This is a genomic window from Paenibacillus marchantiophytorum, from assembly GCF_014640555.1.
GTDB classification, from domain to species: domain Bacteria; phylum Bacillota; class Bacilli; order Paenibacillales; family NBRC-103111; genus Paenibacillus_E; species Paenibacillus_E marchantiophytorum.
In genome coordinates, this window is the sequence record NZ_BMHE01000010.1 from 104370 (window position 1) to 122434 (window position 18065).

The 18065-nt window shown below is 41.1% G+C and carries 16 protein-coding genes; 13 read left to right on the top strand and 3 right to left on the bottom strand.

Features of this window, described 5'->3' with window-relative positions; genetic code table 11:
* Positions 1 to 18: 18 nt before the first annotated feature.
* Together xylB and IEY34_RS12615 are read right to left on the bottom strand one after the other, a co-directional pair.
* The gene (gene xylB, locus IEY34_RS12610; RefSeq protein WP_189011966.1) at positions 19 to 1506 is read right to left on the bottom strand and encodes a xylulokinase; all 1488 of its coding nucleotides are present in this window, start codon (positions 1504 to 1506) and stop codon (positions 19 to 21) included.
* Entirely contained in the window at positions 1466 to 2257 is a 792-nt protein-coding gene (locus IEY34_RS12615) for a GntR family transcriptional regulator (RefSeq protein WP_189011968.1), read from the bottom strand. The genes xylB and IEY34_RS12615 overlap by 41 nt, the downstream gene beginning before the upstream one ends.
* 143 nt (positions 2258 to 2400) lie before the next feature.
* On the opposite strand from IEY34_RS12615, the gene IEY34_RS12620 reads away from it, so the two are divergent.
* Complete coding sequence (locus IEY34_RS12620) at positions 2401 to 3132, top strand: creatininase family protein (RefSeq protein WP_189011970.1); 732 nt, start codon at positions 2401 to 2403, stop codon at positions 3130 to 3132.
* A 25-nt stretch (positions 3133 to 3157) separates the two neighbouring features.
* Here IEY34_RS12620 and IEY34_RS12625 read toward each other — a convergent pair whose 3' ends face one another.
* Entirely contained in the window at positions 3158 to 3880 is a 723-nt protein-coding gene (locus tag IEY34_RS12625) for a GntR family transcriptional regulator (protein ID WP_189011972.1), read from the bottom strand.
* Positions 3881 to 4122: 242 nt separating this feature from the next.
* Here IEY34_RS12625 and IEY34_RS12630 point away from each other — a divergent pair, with 242 nt between their 5' ends.
* The 12 genes from IEY34_RS12630 to IEY34_RS12685 all read left to right on the top strand — a co-directional run bounded on the left by IEY34_RS12630 (position 4123) and on the right by IEY34_RS12685 (position 17491).
* Positions 4123 to 5181 (top strand): ABC transporter substrate-binding protein, encoded by a 1059-nt coding sequence (locus IEY34_RS12630; RefSeq protein WP_189011974.1) that lies wholly within the window; start codon positions 4123 to 4125, stop codon positions 5179 to 5181.
* A 23-nt stretch (positions 5182 to 5204) separates the two neighbouring features.
* On the top strand, positions 5205 to 6764 hold the full coding sequence (locus IEY34_RS12635) for a sugar ABC transporter ATP-binding protein (protein WP_189011976.1): 1560 nt from the start codon (positions 5205 to 5207) through the stop codon (positions 6762 to 6764).
* Positions 6742 to 7689 carry an ABC transporter permease gene (locus tag IEY34_RS12640; protein WP_189011978.1) on the top strand — a complete coding sequence of 316 codons (948 nt, stop codon included), beginning with the start codon at positions 6742 to 6744 and terminating at the stop codon, positions 7687 to 7689. Before IEY34_RS12635 ends, IEY34_RS12640 begins: the two co-directional genes overlap by 23 nt.
* A complete protein-coding gene (locus IEY34_RS12645) occupies positions 7686 to 8636 on the top strand; it encodes an ABC transporter permease (protein ID WP_189011980.1) in 951 nt (316 codons plus the stop codon). The genes IEY34_RS12640 and IEY34_RS12645 overlap by 4 nt, the downstream gene beginning before the upstream one ends.
* Positions 8637 to 8676: 40 nt before the next feature.
* Positions 8677 to 9648, top strand: coding sequence for a phosphotriesterase family protein (locus IEY34_RS12650; protein ID WP_189011982.1), 972 nt, complete (start codon positions 8677 to 8679; stop codon positions 9646 to 9648).
* Positions 9649 to 9662: 14 nt separating this feature from the next.
* Positions 9663 to 10376, top strand: a complete 714-nt coding sequence (locus IEY34_RS12655; RefSeq protein WP_189011984.1) for a KDGP aldolase — start codon at positions 9663 to 9665, stop codon at positions 10374 to 10376.
* Between the two features lie 120 nt (positions 10377 to 10496).
* On the top strand, positions 10497 to 11393 hold the full coding sequence (locus IEY34_RS12660) for a carbohydrate ABC transporter permease (protein ID WP_308423011.1): 897 nt from the start codon (positions 10497 to 10499) through the stop codon (positions 11391 to 11393).
* Positions 11390 to 12217, top strand: a complete 828-nt coding sequence (locus IEY34_RS12665) for a carbohydrate ABC transporter permease (RefSeq protein ID WP_189011986.1) — start codon at positions 11390 to 11392, stop codon at positions 12215 to 12217. The genes IEY34_RS12660 and IEY34_RS12665 overlap by 4 nt, the downstream gene beginning before the upstream one ends.
* Before the next feature lie 34 nt (positions 12218 to 12251).
* The gene (locus IEY34_RS12670; protein ID WP_229757618.1) at positions 12252 to 13643 is read left to right on the top strand and encodes an ABC transporter substrate-binding protein; all 1392 of its coding nucleotides are present in this window, start codon (positions 12252 to 12254) and stop codon (positions 13641 to 13643) included.
* 21 nt (positions 13644 to 13664) lie between these two features.
* Positions 13665 to 13880 carry a hypothetical protein gene (locus IEY34_RS12675; protein ID WP_189011988.1) on the top strand — a complete coding sequence of 72 codons (216 nt, stop codon included), beginning with the start codon at positions 13665 to 13667 and terminating at the stop codon, positions 13878 to 13880.
* Between the two features lie 407 nt (positions 13881 to 14287).
* Complete coding sequence (locus IEY34_RS12680; protein WP_189011990.1) at positions 14288 to 17011, top strand: carbohydrate-binding protein; 2724 nt, start codon at positions 14288 to 14290, stop codon at positions 17009 to 17011.
* Positions 17012 to 17128: 117 nt separating this feature from the next.
* Positions 17129 to 17491: a hypothetical protein gene (locus tag IEY34_RS12685; protein ID WP_189011992.1), complete on the top strand. Its 363-nt coding sequence runs from the start codon at positions 17129 to 17131 to the stop codon at positions 17489 to 17491.
* Positions 17492 to 18065: the final 574 nt, after the last annotated feature.

Below are 18065 nucleotides of genomic sequence, written 5' to 3' on the forward strand. Positions count from 1 at the left end.
TTTCCTCCCTAGTAATCGTTAGTGACTATATTTTTGATAAAGCGGTTCCAAACTGGAGTAAAAATCTAAATACTTAGCATAAATATGCTCATATTCTTGGTTCGCTTGCGGATCCGGTTTAATTATTGTACTTGTCTCGGCCAACTGCATGGAGCTTAAATATAGATCGTTGAAGATACCGATTGCATATCCGCCTAATAATGCGGCACCAAGTGCCGAAGCGTCGGAATGCTTTAGAACTTGAACAGGATAGCCGAATATACTTGCTAGTATCGAGGGCCATATTCCAATGTTAATGCCACCCCCGCCAATACGAATTGTACTTGGAGGCTGATTCATTCGTTCAAGAAGTGACAAGGTTTCTTTTAGATTGAAGGAAATTCCCTCCAATACTGCTCTGAACAGGGTAGCGCGATCAGTGGAACTGCTTATCCCAAGAAAAGTGCCACGCATATGCGGTTGGAAACGGGGTGAGCCGCTTCCGACTAAAAAAGGCAAGTAAAGAACGCCATGGCTTCCGGGGGGAACTTTTTCAGCAGCTTGCCCTAATGATTTTAGGAAAGAATAGCTGATACTTTGTCCAAAAACCTCGGAAAACCAATTGAGGCTTAGGCCTCCGGAGAAATGAGATCCAAGTGCATACATCGTATTGGGCAACACATGAGGATGGAATGTGACCTTATTAAAACCTGTAGGGTGAATAGCGGGAATGGCAGATATCAAGGTTGCGCTTGTGCCAATGGTCAGTGCAACATCACCACAGTTGAGCGTTCCTGTTCCTAGAGCGCTGGTAGCCATATCGGCGCCACCAGCAGCGACTGGGATGCCTTCCTGAAGTTGAAGTTGATCCGCCATGGATTTTGTTAGCTTGCCAGCGATTTCAAATGACCTAAATATTCGCGGAAGAAGAGAACGCCGAATACCTAAAGAGTCAGCCATATGAAAATCCCAATTATTATGAACGGGATCAAAAAACAAGCTGTTCCCTGCATCTGTGATATCCGTACCAAATTGCCCGGTTAAACGGTACCGTAAATAGTCTTTCGGAAATAAGAAAAGATGGGCACGGTCATAAAGATCGGGGAAGGTTTCTTTAACCCATAGTAATTTCGGAGCCAAGAAAGCATCAATAACCGGATTTCCAGTTAATTCGAAAATTTGTTGTTGCATTTGCTGCCGGAGTCTTTCGCTTTGGTGACGGCTGCGTGTGTCGGAAAGTGTAATACATGGAAGAAGAGGGACGCCTTCATGATCTACCAACACAAGTGCACTCATGTGACCTGATAAAGAGATGACACTGATGTCTCGGCAATTTGCCTGATTCATACAAGTATTTGCTGCCAAGACAGCAGCATTCAGCCAGTTCTCTGGTTGCTGCTCCATCCAGCCCAGTGAAGGAGAATAGGAGGGGTAACGCTCTGCATGCACATGCAGAACAGAACCCTTTTCATTCATGAGTAAACATTTAACTGCTGATGTTCCCAAGTCGAAAGCTAAAATGTGCAACTTCACTGCCTCCTCTTTTCAAATGATCGATTTTTTCAGGGGAGATTTGAATATCAAGTGTAAAGCTATCACCACGTATATGACCTTCTACAAACTCTACAGGCATTTCGTTATCTAAATAAGCTATGCGCTCCGTATAGAAGATGGCCATGCCCTCTTTGATACATAGTGCTGCAGCGAGTTTATCATCCGCATTGACCGGTGTATAGGTGTCATGGACTTTCACCGGAACTTTATCACTTAACTCAGCAAGCGCATCATAAAGAGAGTCTCCGATACTCTCTGCTTTTAAATGCGGATAGACATCGTGCCGTAAATAAGAGGTAACAATGGCGAACGGCTTATCCTGAGAAAGAACCAATCGCTTAAATCGGATTACAAGAGGGTCTTGATCTAAATGGAGCCGCTTTCGGATATATTCCGGGGCCTCCATTAATTTGAACGATAGTATTTTACTTTTCGGCTCATAACCGAAGCGACGAATATCGTCCGTGAAAGACGGTAATCTCCCAAAGGATCGTTTGATCTTTGGAGGTGCGACGAATGTACCTTTACCTTGCATACGATAAAGAATACCTTCATGTACAAGATCCATGATGGCTTGCTTCACAGTGCCTCGGCTGACATCATACTTTTTTGATAATTCGAGTTCTCCCGGAAGCTGGTCATCGGCTTCCATATTTGAAATCATAGTTAAAAGCACGGTTTTCAGTTGGTAGTACAGGGGTAAGTGGGTATCCCGGTTTAACATAGCTTTCAATTCCTTTCTTCGTAACGAACAGAAGTGGATTACTATAAGTAGAACATATGTATTGTTGACTAGTCAAGTGAACAAGTGTTATGATCTGATCAGAAGAGCATGAGTTGGATAAACTTCAATTGGAGGAAGAGACGATGCAATTTGACCGCTTGAATTCGGAAGAAGCTCGCGATGTACTGCGGGGGCAACCTGTAGCCCTGCTTTCACTAGGAGCTGTAGAAAATCACGGGAATCATTTGCCTTTAGGAACTGATAACGATTTGTCTTACGGAGTATCGAAGCTTGTGGAGGAAAGGATAGATAATAGCATTTTGCTTCCTCCGATCGCTTACGGACAGGTTTGGTCTACAAGTGCTTATGCAGGAACAATCAACCTTAGTCTGCAAACGTTTACAAATTTATTGGTAGAAATCGGGGAGAGTTTATTTAAGCAAGGGGTCCGCATTTTTGTAATGATTAACGGACATATGGGAAATCTTGATGCCATGAAAATTGCATCAAGAAAGCTGTACGATGAGTTGGAAATGAAGGTATTCTGTTTTACATATCCAGGCATTGAAGAAATTTCCGCTGAGGTGCTTGAGGCCCCTCGGGTACATAAATCGTTTTTCCATGCTTGTGAATTGGAAACTTCCTATATGCTTTATCTGGCGCCTCATGAAGTAAGGATGGATAAAGCGAAGCCCAACTACCCAGTAATTCCTGAGGACTTCGATCTTACCCCCACTCCTTGGCATATGATAACCGACACTCCTGTGCTGGGAGATCCAACTTATGCTACGCGGGAAAAAGGCGAAACTATCATTAAGTTTGCAGTTGACAACATGGTGCGGTTTATTGAGAGTGCACAAAATAATAAAGTTTAATTCCTTATAAAGGTTATTAGAATAGTTAATTCTCGGAAGAGAATTGAATATCGAGGGTAAAACGATCTCCACAGATATAACTTTCTGCAAACTCTACGGGCATGCCGGTATCCAAGTAAGAGATGCGTTCCGAATAGAAAATGGCTGCGCCTTCCTTAATTCCGAGTATGCCAGCTAGTTTTTCATCGGCATTTACTGGCGTATAAGTGTCGTGAGCTTTCACAGGTATTTTATCGCTCAACTTAGCTAAAGCATCGTAAAGAGAATCTCCTATATCTTCCTTCTTTAGATGAGAATACACATCATGACGCAAATAGGAGAGAACGATAGCGAAAGGTTTATCTTGAGAAAGAACCAACCGCTTGAAACGGATCACGTTAAAGTCTGAATTCAATTGAAGATGCTTTCTGATATAATCGGGAGCAACTATTAGTTCGAATGACAGTACCTTGCTTCTGGGCTCATACCCAAAGCGACGGATATCATCCGTGAAAGAAGGCAATTTGCCAAAGGAACGTTTTATTTTTGGAGGCGCCACAAATGTGCCTTTGCCTTGCACACGATACAGAATACCTTCATGTACAAGATCCATGATGGCTTGCTTCACAGTACCGCGGCTAACATCATACTTTTTTGATAATTCTATTTCTCCCGGAAGCTGGTCATCGGCTTTCATATCTGAAATCATCGTTATAAGCACTGTTTTTAACTGGTAGTACAAGGGTAAGTGGGTATCCCGATCTAGCATACAATTCTATTCCTTTCTTCTTACGAACAGGGTGGATGGGGATTGAATTGTGTATACTTAACTAGTCAAGTATACAAGGTGTTGGTGTTGCCATATTTTCAATACATCCCATATTTTCAATACATCATTGAGGTGATGCAATGATATTTCAAAGCTAATTGACTTATAACTAATTTACTATGCAGTACTTCATTAAGCAAGGATAACAGGTGGAAGAAACTATTTATTTGGAGGGGTTACGGATGAAAAAGTGTTCATCATGGGGATTGGTTTTGCTTCTTGTTATTTGTATGGTGCTTTCAGGTTGTTCGAGTTCCGGTATGAGAGCCAATGAAGTTAAGAATAACGGTACTCAAACAACAAAAAACAAAGGCAAGTATAAAATAGGATATGATATTTACTTTGCAGGAAATACTTGGTCCGTACAAATGTATAAGGAATTTCAATCGGAAGTAAAACGAAATCAGGATAAAATTGAAGATGTTATTTATGTGGAATCTGAAGGGAAAGTGGATAAACAAATTGCAAACATTGAAGATTTAATTACTAAAGGCGTCGATGTTATTATCACGACACCTAACTCGCCGACCGCCTTAGCGCCGGTGCTGAAAAAAGCGCAAGGTAAAGGAATTAAAGTAGTGCTGTTAGCAGCCAAGAGTGAGTATGAGACATTTGATTCTCTGGTTACAGTAAACGACTATGATTTTGGTAAAGCCGGTGCTCAGTGGTTGGTCAAACAGCTCGATGGTAAAGGTAAAATTATCACCCTGAACGGTATCGCCGGTATTTCAGTTAGCGATGAAAGATGGAAAGGGGCAAAAGAGGTGTTTGACAAATACCCAGACATTAAGGTGGTAGCTTCTGCAAATGCGGATTGGGATTACGCTAAAGCTAAGCTCGAGGTAAGTAATATGCTTTCAGCAAATCCACAGATCGACGGTGTATGGTCTCAGGGTGGAGGTATGACATTAGGAGCTATTGAATCGTTCCAAGCGGCAAATCGCACATTGGTACCTATGACCTCCGAGGATAACAACGGTTTTCTAAAAAAATGGCAGGAACTGCGAAGCAAAGGATTTAAAAGTATAGCTGTTGCAAAACCGACGTGGCTTGGTTCTGAAGCCTTGAAAACAGCACTTAATTTGTTAGAAGGGAAAAATGTAGAGAAAAATCAAATATTACCAGTTTCGCAAATTACTGAAGATAATCTAGAGAAATTCGTACGTACGGATTTACCAGACAGCTTCTGGGCAAACAGCCGGATGAGTGATCAAGAAGTAAAAGAAACCTTTAGTAAATAAATGTTGGATGAGGAGTGCAATCCATGGAGAAAACAGTGGAACCTCAAGTCGTCTTGCTGGGTAGCCATTTAACTAAGCAATTCTATGGGAATATCGTGTTGGAAGATCTGTCGATCTCTTGTAAAAGAGGAACTGTTCTCGCTTTAGTTGGTGAGAATGGGGCAGGCAAAAGCACGCTTATGAACATTATAAGCGGTGGGATTCAACCAGATAGTGGTTCTATTACGTTTATGGGGAATTCGGTCACCTTTAAAAATTCACAATCCGCCAAAAAAATGGGTATTGCCTTCGTACATCAAGAATTAAGCCTACTGCCAGATCTTTCTGTCGGTGAAAACATGATGCTTGGACAAGAACCTGTTCGATATGGTTTCATACACCACAGGAAACTACATGAGCAAGCAGAATCAGTTTTGAAGGAAATACAGTACGATGTGGATGTTTATCGGATGGTAAAAGAATTGACTCCAGCGGAGAAACAGATGGTAGAAATCGCTAAAGCCTGGATTGATCGTCCGTCATTACTAATTTTAGATGAGCCGACTTCAAGTTTGTCCAAGATTGAAACGGATCATCTTTTTAAAATGATCCGAACACTAAAATCAGAAGGAACTTCCATTATTTTAATCACACATCGTATGGATGAAATTTTCCGAATTTGTGACGAGGTTGTGGTTTTGAAGGATGGACGCATGACGAAAACAGAGAAAATTGAAAATTTGACCCGGGATGATTTAATACAAGCGATGGTTGGTAGAGAAATTATTCATACCTTTCCTCCTAGGAAAGGTATGAGTATCCAACTTGATTCATTGCTTAAGCTGAAAAGCATAGGTGATGAAGGTCGACTGAATGAGATTGATCTAGAGGTTCCAAGAGGCAGGATCATAGGAGTAGGTGGATTGGAAGGACAGGGACAAAGACAATTGGCGAGAGGGTTATTCGGTCTGCATTTTTTTACTCATGGTGAATTGATCTTGGAGGGTAAACGCATTTCCTTAAAATGCCCCGTGGATGCAATGAAAAAAGGGATTGCTTTCATTTCCGATGATCGCAAATCCGAAGGACTTATCCTGCCGCTCTCCGTTTTGGAAAACATGTCACTGCTTAATTTCGATGCCATTTCCCGCTACGGAATCATTAGTAGGAAGACTGAACGAAGGGAGATAAACCAAGGTATAACGAGGCTCGCAGTAAAAACAGCATCTCCACAGCTGCCGGTTCAATTTTTAAGTGGGGGCAATCAACAAAAAGTGATTTTTGCGAAATGGCTTGCAATGCACCCTAGGCTTCTGATTTTACACGAACCAACCAGAGGGGTAGACGTCCAATCGAAATTGGAAATATATCGGTTGCTACGAGAACTAGCAGATGGGGGAGTGGGCATTCTCGTTTTCACGAGCGATATGCTGGAGTTAATTGGAATAAGTGATCGGATTTATGTCATGTATGAAGGCCGTATTATGGGGCAACTTGACGGTGAAGAAGCAACAGAAGAGAAAATAATGACGCTCAGTTCTGGAAAGTTGTTAACAGACATTCAAAAAGGGGGGGATGTGCTTGCTGCAAGGATCAACTCGTAGACAAATTAAACTGTCCATTCCTGTGTATCTGGTGTTGACTTTACTGTTAATCGTGACTTCCATCTTATCCCCTTCCTTTCGAACAACGGGTAATTTTATTAATATCGTGTCTCAGGTCGCACCACTTGCCATTGTGGCGATAGGACAGACCATCATTTTATTGTTGGGTGGGATTGATTTATCGGTAGGCTCGGTTATTAGTTTATCCACTATTATTATGGCTCTATATAGTGATCAAGGTGAATTTGGTTTGCTGGGGAGCCTTTTTTTCTGTGTTTCAATTGGTGCGCTGATCGGTATAATCAATGGGGTCGGAATCGTGAAATTTAAAATTCCTCCTCTAATCATGACTTTATCTACAATGACCTTTGTTAAAGGTATCTCCTTATATTTATTGCCTTCGCCTGGAGGGAGAATCAATATGGCGTTTATGACATTCATGACCAGCGAATGGGGCCCAGTTTCCATAATGGGACTATTAATTCTCTTCTTGTATGTATTATTTTTCTTTATTTTATCCAGCACTAAATTGGGAAGATATATATATGCATCAGGTGGAGATGAGACACATGCAAAGAAGTCCGGAATTCCTTTTGTCAAGGTTCAGTTGACTGGTTATATGCTTTCAGGCATATTGGCTGCTGTAGCCGGAATCGTGCTCTCGGCGCGGATTTTCTCCGGCGATCCAATAGTAGGAGACGCTTATTCACTTGATTCGGTTGCTGCCACGGTAGTTGGTGGAATCTCCCTTCTTGGAGGAATTGGCAGCATTGTGGGTACGTTGGCTGGAGTATTCATTATTTCCATGACGAACAACGTTTTGAATATGCTTAATATTTTTGCTTATTACCAATACATCGTCAAGGGGCTTATCTTGATCATGGCCTTACTTCTCTTTCAGCTTAAAAGGAGACGCAAATCATGAAATTGATCTTATCTCGACAAACAAGCAAAGAGGTGCTCGGTGTTTACGGGTTGTTGCTGATTGTTATTCTTCTTTTCGCTGTCATTTCACCCGGCAGTTTCTCAATCGCTCATTTATTGGATGTGATTCGACAAGCATCTCCGCTTGGTATTATAGCGATTGGACAAACACTTGTGCTTCTAGTTGCAGGGATTGATTTATCCGTCGGCGCGACGATTTCATTGGTTAATGTACTGGCAGCTTCCATAATGTTGGGAGACAACGGGAATATACTGACTGCTGTTTTGTTTACATTACTTATTTCGGCCACGATTGGATTAATTAATGGTCTAGCGATTACATTCATTCGGATTCCATCATTTTTGGTGACACTGTCTATGTCCTTGGTCATACAAGGAATTTATTTGGTCTATACGAAAGGATCACCTAAAGGGAATATTGCACCTGCTTTTCGTGTTATTTCTGACGGATGGTGGGGCCCGATTCCAGTGGCAAGCATCATCTGGATCGGTATCTGGCTATTGTTCGCGTTCTTGTTATATAGAACAATCTGGGGCCGAAGAATTTACGCTACAGGCGGGAATATTCAAACAAGCCGTTTGTCGGGCATTGGCGTCAACCGTGTAGTTGTGACTATGTTTGTACTAAGTGCCCTGTTGGCGGGTATCACCGGATTAATGATTTCAGCTTATATCGGCGTTGCCTCTAATGGGGTAGGAAATATTTACACACTTAATTCTATTGCCGCAACCGTCATAGGTGGAACCGCTTTTTCTGGTGGTAAAGGTGGCCTGGCAGGGACATTTGCAGGCGTGCTTATAATGGTTCTTTTACAGAGCCTGATGACAGTTATGAATATTCCGGAAGCCGGAAAATATATGAGTCAAGGCGTTATTATTGCTGTGATGGTCGGGATCAATCAACGCCGAACGTTATCACGCTCATAACTCATTGAGGATACTGTGAGAATAGAGGAGAGTACATATTGTGAGTTATATACGGACAATGTTAGGGGACATCGCCCCCGATCAACTTGGTTTTACTTATTCCCATGAACATATTGTTTGCAGGCCAGGACATTGGAAAGATCGCAATGTGGATGACCTGCTTCTTGACGAACCGATTAAATCGCAATCGGATGTGGAAATATTCAAACGAGCAGGCGGAAAGGCCATCGTGGACGCTACCGCTATTGATTATGGAAGAGATGTTTATGCGGTTCAATCAATTTCGAAAAATACAGGTGTGCATATCATTGGTACAGCTGGCTTCAACAAGAGTTTTCTTTGGGACTCCTTAAGGCCGGGAAGCACTGAAACTTACTATGAGTGGATTGAGCGTTCCTCCATCAAACAGTTGGCAAACTTTGTTGTGGATGAAGTGGAATTGGGTATGGAGAATACAGCTGTACGTGCCGGTCAAGTCAAGTTTGGGACAGGTTATAATACGATTTCTCCTCTTGAGGAAAAAACATTGCGTGCAGTGGCCATGGCACAACATATTACAAAAGCACCGATACATTCGCATACCGAAGTGGGGACCATGGCTTTAGAACAAATTGTAATGTTGAAAGAAGAAGGCATTGATATCACCCATTTATCGATAGGGCATATGGATCGAAACCCGGATACGTATTACCATCTGAAAATTGCCGACGAGGGAGCTTACCTTTGCTTTGACGGCATTGGCAAAGTCAAATACTATTCCGAAAATGTGCGAATCAATTGCATTCTTGAATTAGTCAAAAGAGGTTACCAGAAACAGATTTTAATTAGCGGAGATACGGCCAGAAAGTCTTATTATAAGTCATATGGGGGTGGACTGGGGCTTGGTTACATTATTGAACAATGGGTTCCAAGGTTCATAGAGGAAGCGGATGAAGCCGGATTTGACGGAAAGAGTCTCATTGACGAGTTTTTTATCCATAATCCACGCAATAATTTTACATTTAAAAAATGATAGGATGTCTGAATATGCGATCGACTAAGAAACTACACGATAGGCTGTTGTTTAACTTTCTTGCTTTTGATAAAAAAAACGCTGAAGACATCTTAGAAGCTTCCGAGGGTTTCAGTGTCCCAGGAATCGTATCTACTGATTTCGAAACAGTCTCGGCGGCAGCTGAGAAAGTCGATGAATTGCGTCAAGTTGCACCGATAGTTAGTATCGGGCTTGGCGGAGGAGGGGATACTTCCTTATGGAGAAAAGTTATCGATATAGGCCTCATAGCTAACCCTGGTCACATCAATCAACCATTTCATACTTCTTCCTACGCACAGGGTGTATTTGACCAGGAAGGCATTCCCCAATTTGTAAACGCACTGATCGCTCCTTCGGGAAAATTGGGGATTGTCAAACTGGCGGATGGTAAGGAAATTCAGCTTGGCCACCTGCTGGATATGGCTGTACTGCTGAATATTCAATCCATTAAAGTCATGCCGCTTCAAGGTTTACAACATCTGGACGAAATAGTCGAAATCGCTAAAGAGGCGGCATGTCGTGGAATTTACGGTATTGAACCTGCAGGTGGTATTCATTCTGGAAATATCCGGGAGTTAATTGCAGCCTTGATGAAGACAAACATTTCATTTATCATGCCACATATTTTTGGTAATACGATTGATCCTCTAACAAGAAGAACAATCCCTGCAAAAGTCAGGGAGATCGTCGAAATTGCAACGAAGTGATTTTTAAGAATGCTAGTCTTAAGCGGGTACCCTGTGTACTCGCTAACAATTCGTCTTAAAATGAATGCGTTATCATTTTAATGAGTTATACAGTGCAATAGCAATTCAACGGAGGAACAGATGATGAAACTCAATGAAAAACAACGAGAATCGAGGAATTTTTATTTATTTATTATGCCATGGTTATTAGGTATGTTAGTGTTCACATGCTACCCAATTATTTCATCATTATATTTTAGCTTTACGGAGTATGATATTATCCATTCACCAAAGTGGGTAGGTTTTCAAAACTATACGAGAATGTTACATGACGAATTATTCTGGAGGGGGGTAAAAGCGACAGTTATTTTTACAATATGCAGTGTACCGCTACAAATCATACTCGCTTTAATCCTAGCATTACTTGTAAACCAGAAGATTCCGTTTCGCGGTTTTTTTCGCACTGTGCTCTATTTTCCGAGTATGATTTCAGGTGTCGCTTTATCACTTGTTTGGCTTTGGGTGTTCAATTCTAAGAGCGGTATTTTTAATTATATTTTAGCCTTAATCGGAGTGGTAGGTCCGAGCTGGCTTCAGGATGAGAAATGGGCACTTACAGCCATGATCATTATGACACTTTGGGGCGCTGGTGGAGGAATGGTCATCTTTCTCGCTGGTTTGCAAGGAGTTCCTCCACTTATGCATGAAGCAGGACGTATTGACGGCGTAACCCGCTGGCAGTCGTTGATGAAAATCACTCTCCCAATGATATCACCCGTCATTTTGTTTCAACTTATTATGGGTATCATAGAATCGTTTCAAGTATTTACTCAGGCTTTTGTAATGACGCAAGGTGGTCCTCATTATGCTACGCAGTTTTATGTATACTACTTATGGCAAAACGGTTTCCAATTTTTCAAGATGGGTTACGCATCGGCAATGGCTTGGTTGTTATTGTTTATAGTCATGGTTCTGACTTATTTCATCATGACAGTATCCAAGAAGTATGTCCATTACGAAGGAGGTGACGGAATATGAGTAGGTTGGCATTTAGTAGATTTTCAATTATTTCTCTCATCATATTATCGATTGTTATGGTCATACCATCATTCACGATGTTTTCTACGGCTTTTAAAACGCAAGAGGAACTTCTTATATTCCCGCCAAAGCTCGTTCCAAATCAATATGCATGGGAGAATATCAGCGAATTATTCAAACAATATGATTATTGGGTCTGGTACAAAAACAGTTTGTTTGTAGCTCTATTCAGTGTGGCAGGTATTGTAATTTCATCATCGCTCGTTGCCTATGGGTTTACCCGATATAATACCAAAGGAAAAAAAGCTCTTTTTACTGTCCTACTGGGGATGATGATGTTACCCTATCCAGTTGTTATGATTCCTCAGTTTATTTTATTTAAGCATTTAGGGTGGGTAGATTCGTTTCTACCAGTAATTATGCCGCATTTATTTGGTTCTTCCTATATGATTTTTTTAATGAGGCAATTTTTCACTTCGCTGTCAAATGAACTGTTTGATGCGGCTAAGATAGATGGGTGCTCTGAATTCCGACAATGGTGGAAAATTGCATTGCCACTTTCAGGTCCTGTAGTCGCCACCGTTGCTATCTTTTCATTCATGAATAGTTGGAATGATCTATTGGGGCAAATTCTCTATCTAAACTCTTCCGATAAATTCACGCTTGCCATTGGATTGACATCCATGTATTCATCTGTAACTCGTCTGATTCCTTGGAATCTGGTTATGGTTGCGGCAATTCTAGCGTTGCTTCCCATTTTGTTTTTGTTTTCTGTCGCACAGAAATATTTTGTCGAAAGTATTGTGATGACGGGAGTAAAATAGTAGATTGCTTGATAATAAAAGGAGGGCTTACAGGATGAAAAGAGGTAAGTTAGTTTGGATCAGCACAATGATTTTAATGGTAGTTGCAGTGCCTGTATTTTCAGGTTGCACGAGTACGAGTGGTGAAAGTAAGAAGGAACAAAACTCCAAAAATGATGGAAAGATCGTTATTACTGAACTGGTTCCAGATGTCCCCGAAAAAATGTACATTGAGAAGTTAATCCCTGATTTCGAAGCAAAGCATCCTAATATCTCAATAAAGATAGCAAAAGCTCCAAGCAACGATTTTGATACAAAGCTGCAATCGATGATTGCAGGCGGAATGGCACCTGATGTTACATCACATTGGGGGAATGCGGGATTTGCAGAATTACTGGATAAAGGTCTGATCACCGATATGACGGATATGCTGAAGGCTGATAGTTTTAAGGGGACTGATTACGGGATGTCCGATAATTTGATGGACATCTATAAAGTGGACGGAAAGACTTATGGTATTCCTGTTTATAGTTATGTTACCTTGATGCTCTATAACAAAGACTTGTTTGATAAATCAGGCGTTCCTTATCCTCCATCCAGTTATGAAGACAAGTCATGGACTTTTGAAAAAATGATGGAAGTTGCTAAAAAACTAAGTGTCTCCAGTGACGATGTAAATAAAGTGCAATACGGGGTTGATTGGAACTTCGGTGGATCCCAAAGAGATATGAAGCTCAGTTATTTCGGAGCTAAAATATACGCTGACGATACTTGGAAAAACGGTGGTCATGCCACTGCATCGTACTTTGATTCATCTGATGTAATTAAAGCTAGCCAAACATATAATGATATGGTTTACAAGGATAAGGTTTCACCCTCTATGGAATTCACTAAAGCTGTTGCTGGCCAAGGTGGAGATGCATTTGCTACGGGGAAGGTGGGGATGTATGTTGGGGGTGCGTGGAAACTCACCGGGATTAATAAGTATAAATTCAAAGTGGGGGTTGCAGCTGTTCCGGCTGTAAATGGCAGTAATATTCGAAACGTACTATATGTGGATCCATTGATGATTATGAAAGACTCAAAACATCCGAAGGAAGCACTAGAATGGATTAAATATCAATTAAGGAAAGATGTTCAAGAGAAGACAATTGAATTAAGCGGGGGAACACCACCTACTAACCAACAAGCAATAGAGAAGTATTATAATTTGTACTCGCCTAATATTGATCCAAAAGATATGAAAAATATAGTTGAAGGTGGATTAAAGTATGGTACAGAAGCTTATAATCACTTAGTTACAAGCTATTCGGAAATTGCGAATGCGGTGAAAAACGAAATGGATCCGCTTGACAATGGTAAGAAAACGGCAGAACAGGTTGCTCCTGAAATTCAGAAAAAAGTGAACGCTATTCTTAATGAGAAAAACGCAAAATTTAAAAAGTGAAATCAAGGAGGTGAACTTACTTTGAAGGAAATCCGTTTGCTTCAAGGAAATGAATGGGAGAAAGCCATCCGCCTATCCGATATGACTTTTAGAGAGATAGAGCAAGGCTCGATGGGGAGCGCTTTTCCACAAGTGTTTTCTCCGAGTTTGCATCAATCCTACGGGATGTTTGTAGAAAAAGAGTTGGTCGCGTTTATGGGGCTTGTCCGCTGGCTTGAACTATGTCAAATGAATTGAGTTCAATAAAAGTACATTCTTCGCCCCATAAGGGGGAAGAATGTCCATTTTGCAATAAAACCTACCTCTAAACGCGGTCGCTCACATCTTTGAATGGTCTCTATAGGTGTTTTCTCAAAGTTTTGTTGCTTTCTAGTTTCTACCCAGAAAATCGGTTTAGGGTGCAAATTGAAGCTGTTAGAGCGGAGTAATTGTAATTGACATGAAAGATGAAAACGAATACAATTTAATAAAGTATAAACGTTTATACTATTTGAAAGGAGGATCGTTAGTGTTTAGAAATAAAATATGAAGGAAAGGAAGCGTTAACTTGCTGCTTGGCTGAATTGGTAATTTAAAACGTTTATACTTATGACAAGTGTGTATGGTATATGAAACAACAACCTAATATTGTAAGGAGGATTTTCATGAAACGAAAAAAAATTATGAACTTACTTATTATTGCTGGTATGTTATTCACAATATCTATTTCAAATTTTTTAACTATCCGTGCAAGCTCACCGCTGATTTTAGGTTACTACACACCTGACCAGGCTTCGGATAACTCACTTTCCACGAACTATAGTTACATTAGTCACATGTCGATGGACACTTTTAACTTTAATAGTCAAGGAGATATTGTAGGAACAACAGCAACTAATGCTCTTTCCTTTGCTAAATCTAAGAATATAACTACTTACGCTTGCATATCTAATTTTGGCACAGATGATTTTGATCCCGCTGTAGCTCATTCCGTTTTAACAAATACGACAGTAAAGAATAAAGCAATCTCTAATTTGGTGACATTGGTCAAAAATAACGGATACAAAGGCATCAATTTTGATTTTGAAAGCGTTCTTAAAACAGATCGGAATGCATTAAGCAACTTTGTTCGTGATTTAGCTAATACTTTACGTCCGTTAGGGTACCAAACCTTAATTTCTGTGCCTGCAAAAACGGTGGACGATCCGAACGATGATTGGGCAGGAGCTTTTGATTATGTCTCTCTTGGTCAAAATGTAGACTACATGCAAGTAATGACTTATGATCAAAACGGTCCGTGGTCTTCACCAGGACCTGTTGCAGGGAAAGATTGGATAGAACAATCATTACAATTTTCTGTTTCTACCGTATCTGCAGCAAAAGTACTGATGGGACTACCCGCTTATGGGTATGATTGGAATCTAAAAACGAATAACGCAAAAGATGGCAAACAAATTCCTTGGAAAGATATTCCGAACCTTATTTCAAGTACAAATGCAGTGCCTCAGTGGGATGCAGCTACGTCTTCTCCGTATTTCACATACCAAGCAGCTGACGGTTCCAATCATGTAGTTTGGTATGAAAACGAGAAAAGTATTAAGGAAAAGTCCGGTTTATACAACAAGTATAAACTAGGCGGGATTTCTATGTGGGCTATGGGCTTAGAAGATGCTAACTTCTGGAAATCGCTTACAACATCAACGCCATCACCAGATGGTTCCGCTATTCCTGGAAAGATTGAAGCTGAAAACTACAATGCAATGTTTGGCGTAGTTAATGAGGCAACCACAGATACAGGCGGTGGAATGAATGTGGGTTATATCGATCCTGGCGATTGGATGGATTACAAAGTAAATGTCCAAACGGCAGGTAACTATAAGATGGAATTAAGAATAGCTAGCCCTGTAGCTGGCGGAAAGTTTCAAATAAAAAATACTTCGGGTACTGTGTTGGCTACGATAGTCATTCCTAATACGGGTGGCTATCAAACATGGCAAACTGTAAACACAAACATTACTTTGCCATCTGGTAATCAGACGCTAAGGGTCCAGCTTGTCACTGGTGAACCAAATCTTAATTGGATTAATTTCACCTCTGTATCTACACCAACCACAACACCAACACCAACGACAACGCCGGTACCAACCATAACACCGACACCGACACCAACACCGGATGGGGCGACTATTCCTGGGAAGATTGAGGCTGAAAGCTACAGTACAATGCTTGGAGTAGTTAATGAGACAACTACAGACACAGGCGGTGGAATGAATGTGGGCTATATCGATCCCGGCGACTGGATGGATTACAATGTCAGAGTCCAAACCGCAGGCAACTATAAGGTTGAATTTAGAGTAGCCAGCACAGTTACGGGGGGACAATTCCAACTTAAAAATGCTTCTGGAACTGTTTTGGCTACAATCGCTATACCCAAGACGGGTGGCTATCAAACATGGCAAACTATAAACACGAATGTCACTTTGCCATCTGGCAACCAGAAGCTAAGGGTATACCTTGTTAGCGGAGAGCCCAATCTTAACTGGATTAATTTTGTTAAGGATAACAGCACGCCCACACATCCTGAAAAAGGGTTTCAAAGCTTATCATTCCACAGTGCCGCATTGAATAAGGATATGAAGTTCAAGCTATATTTGCCCTCAGGATATCGCGCTGAGCAATCTTACCCTGTTCTTTACCTGTTTCACGGCTATACGGCCGACGAGACTGAATGGATTCCAGGTCTTAAAGTGAATGAAGTCGCCGGCGATTTAATTGCGCAGGGCTTGATTGATCCACTCATCATCGTGGCGCCTGAAATGGACAATAGCTTTGGGATCAATTCTGCGGATAAGTATTCTGTTGTCGATCCGAGTAATCCTGTAGAATCTTTGTACGAAGGCAGATATGAGGATTACATTGTTAAAGATCTCATCCCCTATATTGATTCCAACTATTCCACGGTCAAGACAAAAGAGGGACGTTACTCTGGCGGCTTATCGATGGGAGGCTTTATCGGCATTCGCACGGCTTTTGCACATCCAGAGCTATTCAGCAAAGCAGGTGGCCATAGTCCCGCTCTACTGTTAAATGATGGCCGACAACCAGAATTATATAATTGGCTGTACCCGAATGAGCAAACGAAGAAAGAGCGCGATCCATTCGAGCTAGTACTCAATAAAAACCTTTCGGGAATGCGAGTTTATCTCGATTGCGGTAAAGCCGACTCAAACCATTTCTATGAGGGCAGCGAGAAGATGGCCGGGTTGCTCAAAAATAAGGGGGTACCTGTAGAATACCACTTGAATGAAGGTGGCCATGATGAAGCTTATTGGATGAGTCATGTTCGGGAATATTTGATCTTCTATGCTGGGAAGAGTGGGGTTTCATAATCATATACGAATAGTCGGCTTAAGAAGAAATAAGCGAACACTTTTTAAAATTAAGTAAGAGTAATCGCTGAATGACAAGAAGCTATTAGTAGTCTCTCATATGAAAGGATGGATGTAATGAAAGCGAAGAAGTTAACAATTTTAATGCTAACTGCCATGGTGCTCTTCTTATTTTCTACCACCGCCAGCGCTAATACTGTTATAAGTCGAACTGATACTGTTACTGGCCAAGGGGCACTGAATATTTCTGGCTATTTGTATGTTACTAGCAACGGATCCGGAGCCGTATTTGCAGATGTCTACCGTGTAGTGAACGGTACAGAACAGCATGTTGCCAGAGGTTCACGAATTATTGGCGGCGGTCCCCGTACTGCTAGTTTTAGCTTTAGTATCAATGGATTATCACAAGACACGTACGTCGTCAGATATTCCTACGGCGGCCCACTTTCAAGCATAACGATTACTAGTGTCGGATTCTGATTAATTTATAAAACTAGATGTCATAGAATTAAAACAATTTTGTAACCTCAATAATCACGCTAGAAACGATAATTTAATACCAACAACAACGAGGCAGCCAATATTAAACGGCTGCCTTTTCCGAGGGATGGGCAGTAAAGTTGCGTAACCTAAAGACAATAGGGGGATTTTGTGTTTCCTAATGAATTTAATAGGTTGGAATAGATCTGGTTTAGGAGAGGCCGTCCCAAAAGTAAGAACTAATGATTTAGGACATGGCTGCCATTCAGAAAATGATTTTTTTAAAAGTGCAAAGGAGTTAAGCGGCTTTCATGAGTGTAACTCCTTTGCTTTTTGCGTCTACGGCCGCTTTCTTCAACAAATTATGGGCAAGCGAAAGCCACCCGACCTCTAAGCTTACTTTACGCAAGCCTCGAAGCAGGAATCTTTTGAATCCTCAGTTACAAAAGGTATTATTTTGAATACACGTTACTCTATGCAATCATATTCCCTTCCCTTTTTCTTTTCTTAACTTGGATGAAACAAATCAAAGGAAAACAAAAGGAAAACAAAAGGAAGGATCTTCATCATGATT